Below are 7,836 nucleotides of genomic sequence, written 5' to 3'. Positions count from 1 at the left end.
GCTCGACGGGGTCAGCATGAAGGGCGCCAAGGGCGTGATCATCTCGATCACCGGCGGCGAGGACATGCGGCTGATGGAGGTCGACGAGGCCGCCAGCCACATCAAGGAACTGGTCGATCCCGACGCCAACATCATCTGGGGCTCGGCGTTCAACAACGACCTTGGCGGCAAGATCCGGGTGTCGGTGGTGGCGACCGGGATCGAAGCCGAAATCGGCACCCAGGCGGCGCCGGGCAAGGTGTTCGCTTTCCCCGCCACGCGCACGGTGACGCCGGCAGCGACCGCGACGACGGCCGCGGCGACCATGGCCGAGAGCGACGAGCCGCCGCTCGACCTCACCGACGAGGCGACGACCGACACCAGCGCGACCGACGGCACCGGCGACGACGAACTGCTGCTCGACAGCGACGACATCCTGACCACGCCGGTCAGCTCGGCGCCGTTCGCGCCGCCGGCCGACGACGAGGGTGACGCCGTGCCGCATGCCGGCGACAGCGACACCCCGCCCAAGGCCCGCGAAACCGGCACCTTGTTCGAGCGCATGTCGAACATCGCGCGCGGCGCCGCCAAGGCCCAGGTCGACGAGGAGGAGCCGGCCCCCGGTTTCCGCCGCGAGCCGCTCGACATCCCGCGCTTCCTCAACCGTCAGAACAACCAGTAGCGCGAAGTCCGGCGGTGGCGACCCGCTCGTCGCCGCCGCGGCACGGCTCGTCGCTTGGCGGCTAGGCGTAAACGCTGGCGCAAGCTCTCCTTGGGCAAGGGGAGAGGAATGGCGAGAAGTTCGACCGGATTTACGAAATGTGTGATGCTGGCGCTGGCCGCCGCGAGCGCGGTGGTCGCCGCGCCCGCGCCCGCCGCCGCGCAGGCCACCTATGCCACGCCCCGCGAAAGCCCGGCCGACGCGCTTGCCCGCAATCTCCGCGTGCTGGCCACCGATTCCCGCAATTTCCAGGCCCTGATCGGCGCCGGCCGCGCCGCGCTGGCGATGGGCGACACCCAGGCCGCCGCGGGTTTCTTCGGGCGCGCCGAGGAAGTCTGGCCGACCAGCCCGCTGCCCCAGGCCGGGATGGGCGCTTCGATGGTCAGCGAAGGCGATGCCGCGGGCGCGCTGGTCTATTTTCAACGCGCTCTCGCCAAGGGCGGGAGCGTGCTCGCCTTCGCCGCCGACCGCGGCCTCGCGTTTGACCTGCTCGGCCGCCATGCCGAGGCCCAAGCCGACTATCGCGCCGCACTCCCCGGCGCCGATGGAGACGAGGCGCGGCGACGGCTTGCGCTGAGCCTGGCGATCTCGGGCGACCAGGCCGGCGCGCTGACCGCGCTCGACCCGCTGATCGCGCGGCGCGACGCGGGCGGGGTGCGTTGCCGCGCGCTGGTGCTGGCGCTGAGCGGCGATGCCGAGGGCGCCCGCCGCGCGATGGAGTCGGCGCTGCCCGGCTCGTCCTCGCGCATGGACCCGTTTTTCAAGCGCCTGCCGACCCTGCGCTCGGACCAAAAGGCCGCCGCGGTGCACCTTGGCATTTTCCCCGATTGGAGCGGGGCATCGCTCGCCGCGGCATCTCCGGCGCTGCCGCCGGCGGCCCCCGCCGACCGGCTGCGCTCGATCGACGACCTGCTCGCCGCCGCGCCGGCAACCCCGCCGCCGGTGATCGCGGCGCCACCGCCGGCGGCGACGCAAATGGCCAATCTGACGCCGCGGCCCGCGACTTCTCCGGCGCGCGTTGCGACGCCTGCGCGCAAGCATTGGGTGCAACTCGCGAGCGGCGCCAATCCCGCCGCTTTGCCCAACCAGTTCCGCACCATCCGCTCGCGCAAGCCGGCGCTGTTCGAGGGCATTGCGGGCTATATCGCCGAGGACAGCGACCGCGCGCGGCTGCTGATCGGGCCGTTCGGCTCGTCGAGCGACGCCCAGGAATTCGCCGAGGTGCTCGAGGACGCCCGCATCGACGCCTTCAGCTGGACCAGCAAGCCGGGCGAGACGATCCGCAAATTGCCGCGCGAATGAGCCTGGCCCCGGGCCTGGCCGCGCGCGCCGAAACCTCGCGCGGGCGGGCCTTTCCCGAAGTCGACGCCGGCCCGCGCGGCCCGCGCGACATCTTCCAGCGCGACCGCGACCGCATCGTCCATTCGATCGCGTTCCGCCGCCTGCGCCACAAGACGCAGGTGTTCGTCGCCCCCGACGGCGACCATTTTCGAGTGCGCCTGACACACAGCCTGGAGGTCGCGCAAATCGGTCGCACGATCGCCCGCGCCCTGGGCCTCAACGAGGACCTCACCGAAGCTCTGTGCCTCGCCCACGACCTCGGCCACCCGCCGTTCGGACATGGCGGCGAGGATGCGCTGACCGCGGCGCTGGCCGACGCCGGGGGGTTCGACCACAATGCCCACTCGATCCGCCTGGTGACGCGGCTGGAGACGCCCTATCCGGGGTTCGACGGGCTCAACCTGAGCTGGGAAGCGCTCGAGGGGCTGGCCAAGCACAACGGGCCGGTGGCGAGACCGAGCTGGGCGCTGGCCGAGGCCGACGCGGCGTTTGGGCTCGAGCTCGACAGCTGGCCCGGGCTCGAGGCGCAGGTCGCCGCGATCGCCGACGACATCGCCTACGACAATCACGACGTCGACGACGGGTTGCGCGCGGGGATTCTCGATTTGGCCGAGTTGATCGAGGTGTCGCTGGTGGCGCGCCACTGGGCGGCGATCGGCGAGCGCCATCCGGGGTTGGCGGCGGACAAGGCGCAACGTGCTTTGGTGCGCGACATGATCGGGACGATGGTCCGTGACGTGCTCGCCGAGACCAAGCGGCGCATCGCCGAGAGCGGGGTGGCGACGATCGACGAAGTGCGCGCCGCCGGGCGGGCACTGGTCGGTTTTTCCGACGAACTGGCGGCGGAGGAAAAGGCGCTCAAGGCGTTCCTCTACGCGCGGCTGTACAATTCGCCGGCGCTGATTCCGGTGCGCGACGAAGCGCAGCGCGTCGTCGCAGGCCTCGCCGCCGCCTATCGCGCCGACCCCGCGCTGCTCCCCGACGGCTGGCAGCGCGACGACGGCGAAATTGCGCGATTGCGCGCGATCGGCGACTTCATCGCCGGCATGACCGACCGCTTCGCCATCGCCCGCCACGAGGAGCTGGTCGGACAGGTCAACCTGCCCGACCGGTTCTAGCGGCGCCTCGCGTTCGGGGCCGTCCTCGCGGCGCATGGACGATTGACTGACAGCCACCGCCGGCCCAAATTTCGGCCGTCCGTAACGCCGCGACCGGAGAGCATGATGAACCAAGCAGCGATGGTGCAGACGGCCGCGATCCTGTTGCTGCTGACCGCGGCCGGCGGTCTGTTGATGGCAATCCGCCGTCTGATGCAACGCGCCAATCCGCCCAATTGGCTGGCGATGGCGCACGGCCTGCTTGCCGGTTCGGGCCTGACATTGCTGATTTATGCCGCGGCGACCGCAACCATCCCCGGCAACGCGCTTGCCGGGCTACTATTGTTGATCGTCGCGGCGGCCGGCGGCGTAGTGATGAACCTCGCCTACCACCTCGCCGGAACGCTTCTTCCGAAGTGGCTGCTCTATCTTCACATCGCGCTGGCGGCGTTCGGGACGGCGCTTGTGTGTTGGGCTGCGTGGGGACGCTGACCGGCCGCCGAGATGGTTTCGCCACTTCGGCAGGGTGACGCGCTGCGCCGCGCGCGCTAGAGGCGCGGGCATGTCGCTTTATGCCCAATATGCCGGGCTGCTCGACGGCGTGCTCGATGAGCTTGTCGCCGACGGCGCGCTGCCCGCCGATGTCGCGCGAAAAGGGGTGGCGGTGGAGCCTCCGCGCGATCCCACGCACGGCGACCTCGCGGCCAATGCGGCGATGGTGCTGGCCAAGCCGGCGGGGACCAACCCGCGCGCGCTCGCCGCGCTGATCGCGCCCAAGCTCGAGGCGCTGCCGGGGGTGCGCTCGGCCGAGATCGCGGGGCCGGGGTTCATCAACATCCGCCTCGAGCCCGACGCGTGGCGCGACCAATTGAAAACGATCCTCGCCGAGGGCGATGCCTACGGCGCATCGACGGTCGGCGCGGGCGAGCGGGTCAATGTCGAATATGTCTCGGCCAACCCGACCGGGCCGCTGCACATGGGGCATTGCCGCGGCGCGGTGGTCGGCGACAGCCTGGCGCGGCTGCTCGAGGCGGCCGGCTTCCGCGTCACCAAGGAATATTATGTCAACGACGCGGGCAGCCAGGTCGACACGCTCGCCCGCTCGGCGCACCTCCGCTACCGCGAGGCACTCGGCGAGGACATCGGCGAGATCCCCGAGGGCCTGTATCCGGGCGATTATCTGGTGCCGGTGGGGCAGGCGCTGGCGGCCGAATTTGGCGACCGTTACGTGGCGGCGGACGAGGGCGAATGGCTGGCGCTGTTCCGCGCCCGCGCGATCGACGCAATGCTCGACCTGATCCGCGCCGACCTTGCCTTGCTCGGCATCCACCACGACAAGTTCGCCTCAGAGGCCGCGTTGCAGGCCGCTGGAGCGGTCGAGCGAGCGATGGACACCCTGCGCGGCCGCGGGCTGGTCTACGAGGGCGAGCTCGAGCGGCCCAAGAGCCTCGACGACCACGACGAATGGGAGCCGGTCGCGCTGACCCTGTTCCGCGCGTCCCAGTTCGGCGACGACCAGGACCGGCCGATGAAGAAATCGGACGGCAGCTGGACCTATTTCGGCAACGACGCGGCCTATCATTTGCAGAAAGCCGACGCCGCCGACCATCTGGTCAACATCTGGGGCGCCGACCATGCCGGGACGGTCAAGCGCGTCCAGGCGGCGGTCACCGCGCTGACCGAGGGCCGTGTCGATCTCGACGTCAAGATCGTCCAGATGGTCCGCCTGTTCCGCGCCGGCGAGCCGATCAAGATGTCCAAGCGCGCCGGCAATTTCGTCACGCTGGCCGATGTCGTGCGCGAGGTCGGCAAGGACGTCGTGCGGTTCATGATGCTGACCAAGCGCACCGATTCGATGCTCGACTTCGACTTTGCGAAAGTGGTCGAGGCGTCGAAGGACAATCCGGTGTTCTACGTCCAGTACGCGCATGCGCGGGTGTCGTCGCTGGGACGCAAGGCGGCCGAGGCGGGGATCGACATGGCCGCTGCGGCCGACCTCTCGCTGCTCGACGACGAGGAATTGGGGCTGGTCCGCCAGTGTGCGCAGTTCCCGCGCGTGCTCGAGGCCGCGGCGCTGGCGCACGAGCCGCACCGCATCGCTTTCTATCTCTATGACCTGGCGTCGCATTTCCACGCGCTGTGGAACCGCGGCAACGACGATCCGGCGCGGCGTTTCCTGGTCGAGGGCGACCCGCACCTGACGCGGGCGAGGCTGGACCTCGCGCGGGGCGTCGGGCAAATCATCCGCAGCGGCCTCGCCCTGATGGGCGTCGAGGCGGCGGAGGAGATGCGCTGATGACCGACCACCGCGCCGCCTATGACGAGGATCGGCTGCCGTGGCTCGAGGAAGTCGACGACGAGGACGGCCCGCGCGGGATGTCCGGGCGGCGCATGCTCGCCGCGTTCCTGCTGGTGGTGCTCGCCGCGGCAATCGTGTGGGGGACCCTGTTCTGGCTCGGCCGCGAGAGCGGCGGTGAGGCCGCAGGCGCGCCCGAGCTGATCCTCGCCGAGCCCGGTCCGTACAAGGTCAAGCCGGCCGACCCCGGCGGGCTCGATGTCGCCGGCGAGAGCGAAACCGCGTTCCAGACCAGCGCCGGCGAGGACACCGACGCCAATCTCGACCTCGATGCCGCGCCCGAGCCGCCGGTCGTTCGTCCCGCGCCCAAGCCCGCGCCAACACCCGCCGCCGACCCGCCCGCCGCCGCCGAGCCGGTCGCGCCAACCCCGGCTCCGGCAGGCGGCAAGGGCAGCGTGATCCAGCTCGGATTCTTCGACAATGCGGCGCAGGCCGAGCGCGCGTGGACCTCGCTGTCGTCGCGCTTCCCGACGGTCGCGGCGATGGGCAAGATCGTGGTGCCGTACAAAACCGGCTTCCGGTTGCGCGCCGGGGCGGGCTCGCCGGCGGCCGCCAAGCAGGCGTGCCAGGCGCTGGTCGTGGCCGGCGAGAAATGCTTCGTGGCCAACTGACATGCTGGCGTCGATTTTCGGAATGGCGGGGCCGGAGCTGACCGCCGACGAGCGCGCGCTGTTCCGCGACGCCGATGCCGCGGGCTATATCCTGTTCCGCCGCAATTGCGTCGATCAGGCGCAGCTGCTGCGGCTGACCGACGATTTGCGCGAACTTTCGGGGCGCGACGACGTGCCGATCCTGATCGACCAGGAAGGCGGTCGGGTGGCGCGGATGCGGCCGCCCGAATGGCCCGCGTTCCCCACCGGCGAGGCGTTTGCGCGGCTCTACCAGGCGGCGCCGTCGTCGGCAATCGAGGCGGCGCGCTCCAACGCGCGCGCGCTGGCGCTGACACTCCGGGCGTGCGGGATCAACGTCAATTGCCTGCCGCTGCTCGATGTCCGGCAGGAAGGCGCCGACGATATCATCGGCGACCGTTCTTTGGGCTCGGAGCCGATGCAGGTCGCGGCGCTCGGCCGCGCGACGCTCGACGGCATGGCCTCGGCCGGGGTGGTCGGCGTGATCAAGCATATCCCCGGGCACGGGCGGGCGCTGGTCGACAGCCACAAGGAATTGCCGGTGGTCACCGCCAGCGCGGAGGAATTGGAGACCGACCTCGCGCCGTTCGAGCGCCTGCGCGGCGCGCCGATGGGGATGATGGCGCATGTCGTCTACACCGCGTGGGACGCGGAGCATCCATCGAGCATGTCGCCGACCGTGATCGAGGACATCGTGCGCGGGCGGATCGGGTTCGACGGCTGGCTGATGAGCGACGATCTCGGGATGGAGGCGCTGAGCGGCACCGCCGCCGAGCGCGCAGCGGGCGTGGTCGCGGCGGGATGCGACGTGGCGCTGCACTGCAATGGCGATTTCGCCGAGATGGTGGCGATTGCGGAAACGGCGCCGGCGATGTCGGCGGAGGGCGAGGCGCGGCTGGCGCGGGCGATGGCCGGGGCGCGGATCGACGATGACGGGATGGATTTTGCCGCGGCGGTCGAGAAACGGGACGCGCTGCTGGCGCTGGCCTGACCTTCGCGATAGGCTTTTGCCATGGACGACGAGGCCTTTGAGGAGCTGGCGCTGGGGCCGGGCGACGAGCTGACGCTCAACCTCGACGGGTGGGAGGGGCCGCTCGACCTATTGCTGACATTGGCGCGGTCGCAGAAGGTCGACCTCGCGCAAATCTCGATCCTCGCCTTGGTCGAGCAATATCTGACTTACATTTCCGAGGCGCGCGCGCTCAAGCTCGAGATTGCCGCCAATTACCTCGTGATGGCGGCGTGGCTGGCCTACCTAAAATCGTGCCTGCTGCTGCCCAAGGACCCCGAGGCCGATCCCAGCCCGGAAGAGATATCGTTGAGGCTGCAGATGCGGCTGCAGCGGCTCGCCGCGATGCGCGAGGCGGGGGCGCGGCTGCTCGGGCGCGACCGGCTCGGCCGCGACGTGTTCGTGCGCGGCGCGCCCGAGGGGCTGCGGCTCATTCGAAAGGCGCAGTGGCAGGTGCGGCCGTTCGACCTGTTCGCCGCCTACGGCACGGTCAAGGCGCGCACCCAGCCGCCGATGCACGTCGTCCACGCGCGCTCGGTGATGACGCTGGAGGAAGCGATCGAGCGGGTCAGCCGGATGATCGGCGCGGCGATCGAATGGACCGCGATCGAGGCGTTTTTGCCGGCTACCGACGACCCGCAATTGCGCAAGTCGGCGCTCGCCTCGAGCTTCCTCGCCGCGCTCGAGCTGGCGCGGCGCGGGCG

Annotated in this window: 7 protein-coding genes and 1 pseudogene; all 8 read left to right on the top strand. The window is 70.5% G+C overall.

What is annotated here, in order from left to right:
- Positions 1-661 (top strand): annotated as a pseudogene (locus tag RMP08_RS04185) (cell division protein FtsZ); the annotation flags it as partial.
- Positions 662-769: 108 nt separating this feature from the next.
- On the top strand, positions 770-2,002 hold the full coding sequence (locus RMP08_RS04180; protein WP_310467734.1) for an SPOR domain-containing protein: 1,233 nt from the start codon (positions 770-772) through the stop codon (positions 2,000-2,002).
- On the top strand, positions 1,999-3,159 hold the full coding sequence (locus RMP08_RS04175; RefSeq protein WP_310467733.1) for a deoxyguanosinetriphosphate triphosphohydrolase: 1,161 nt from the start codon (positions 1,999-2,001) through the stop codon (positions 3,157-3,159). Before RMP08_RS04180 ends, RMP08_RS04175 begins: the two co-directional genes overlap by 4 nt.
- Positions 3,160-3,264: 105 nt before the next feature.
- A complete protein-coding gene (locus RMP08_RS04170) occupies positions 3,265-3,630 on the top strand; it encodes a hypothetical protein (protein ID WP_310467732.1) in 366 nt (121 codons plus the stop codon).
- A gap of 70 nt (positions 3,631-3,700) precedes the next feature.
- Entirely contained in the window at positions 3,701-5,434 is a 1,734-nt protein-coding gene (argS, locus tag RMP08_RS04165; protein WP_310467731.1) for an arginine--tRNA ligase, read from the top strand.
- On the top strand, positions 5,434-6,105 hold the full coding sequence (locus RMP08_RS04160) for an SPOR domain-containing protein (RefSeq protein ID WP_310467730.1): 672 nt from the start codon (positions 5,434-5,436) through the stop codon (positions 6,103-6,105). Before argS ends, RMP08_RS04160 begins: the two co-directional genes overlap by 1 nt.
- A gap of 1 nt (position 6,106) precedes the next feature.
- Entirely contained in the window at positions 6,107-7,114 is a 1,008-nt protein-coding gene (gene nagZ / locus RMP08_RS04155; protein WP_310467729.1) for a beta-N-acetylhexosaminidase, read from the top strand.
- A 21-nt stretch (positions 7,115-7,135) separates the two neighbouring features.
- Positions 7,136-7,836, top strand: a 701-nt coding sequence (locus RMP08_RS04150) for a ScpA family protein (RefSeq protein WP_310467728.1), incomplete at its 3' end; no start/stop codon positions are given.

It is taken from the genome of Sphingomonas sp., from assembly GCF_031426035.1.
GTDB lineage: Bacteria > Pseudomonadota > Alphaproteobacteria > Sphingomonadales > Sphingomonadaceae > Sphingomicrobium.
Note: the sequence above shows the minus strand (reverse complement) of the source record. Positions and strands in the feature narration are given on the sequence as shown.